Origin of the sequence: Bartonella sp. AP72JLCBS (genome assembly GCF_042195705.1) — a bacterium.
In the GTDB taxonomy this organism is placed as follows: Bacteria; Pseudomonadota; Alphaproteobacteria; order Rhizobiales; family Rhizobiaceae; genus Bartonella.
The window spans coordinates 1-663 of the sequence record NZ_JBHIOU010000114.1 but is presented as its reverse complement, the minus strand read 5'-3'; the positions used below and the strand labels follow the sequence as shown (position 1 = coordinate 663).

Below are 663 nucleotides of genomic sequence, written 5' to 3'. Positions count from 1 at the left end.
AGCTGGTACAAAGAAGATGTGGAGCATGTGAACAAATGGCGTGAACATGCGCGGGAGGATTTTGGTTTTTACAATGGTGATCAATGGAATGAAGAAGATTTATCGGCGTTAAAAAAGCAACGCCGCCCCGTTATGACTTTTAATCGTATTGCTCCGCTTGTGAATGCTGTTGTGGGTTCAGAACGCAACAATAAGCGAGAAGTGCAATTCATTCCTCGTCAAATAGGGAAGGCATTGCCAAGTGAATTGCTTACAGGAGCAGCAGAATGGTTTCGGGACATGGCGCATGCAGAATACGCTGATAGTGATGCTTTCCAAGATGCGGTTATCTGCGGCATGGGGTGGACTGATACACGGCTTGATTATGAGAACAGCCTCGATGGTGAACCGGTCATTACGCGTTTAGATCCTTTAAAAATGGTCTGGGATAGTGCGGCAGTGCAACCGAATTTAACCGATGCACAACGTTTGTGGTATGTAGACCGCAAGCCGTTAGAAGTAGCTAAGCAGATGTTTCCCAAATCTCATTGGACAGAGCTGAGTGCAGATTGGGCAAGGGATGGGAGCTCTCATGAAGGTGTTCACCATAATGATCTTGATTATTACAGTGATGAAGGGAGCATTGATGTTGAAAACGGTCGTCGGATGGTCACGCTTGTTGAA

At 46.2% G+C, this 663-nt stretch carries 1 protein-coding gene; it reads left to right on the top strand.

The features are described from left to right. Window positions 1–663, top strand: a 663-nt coding sequence (locus ACFILO_RS09650) for a portal protein (protein ID WP_375648059.1), incomplete at both ends; no start/stop codon positions are given.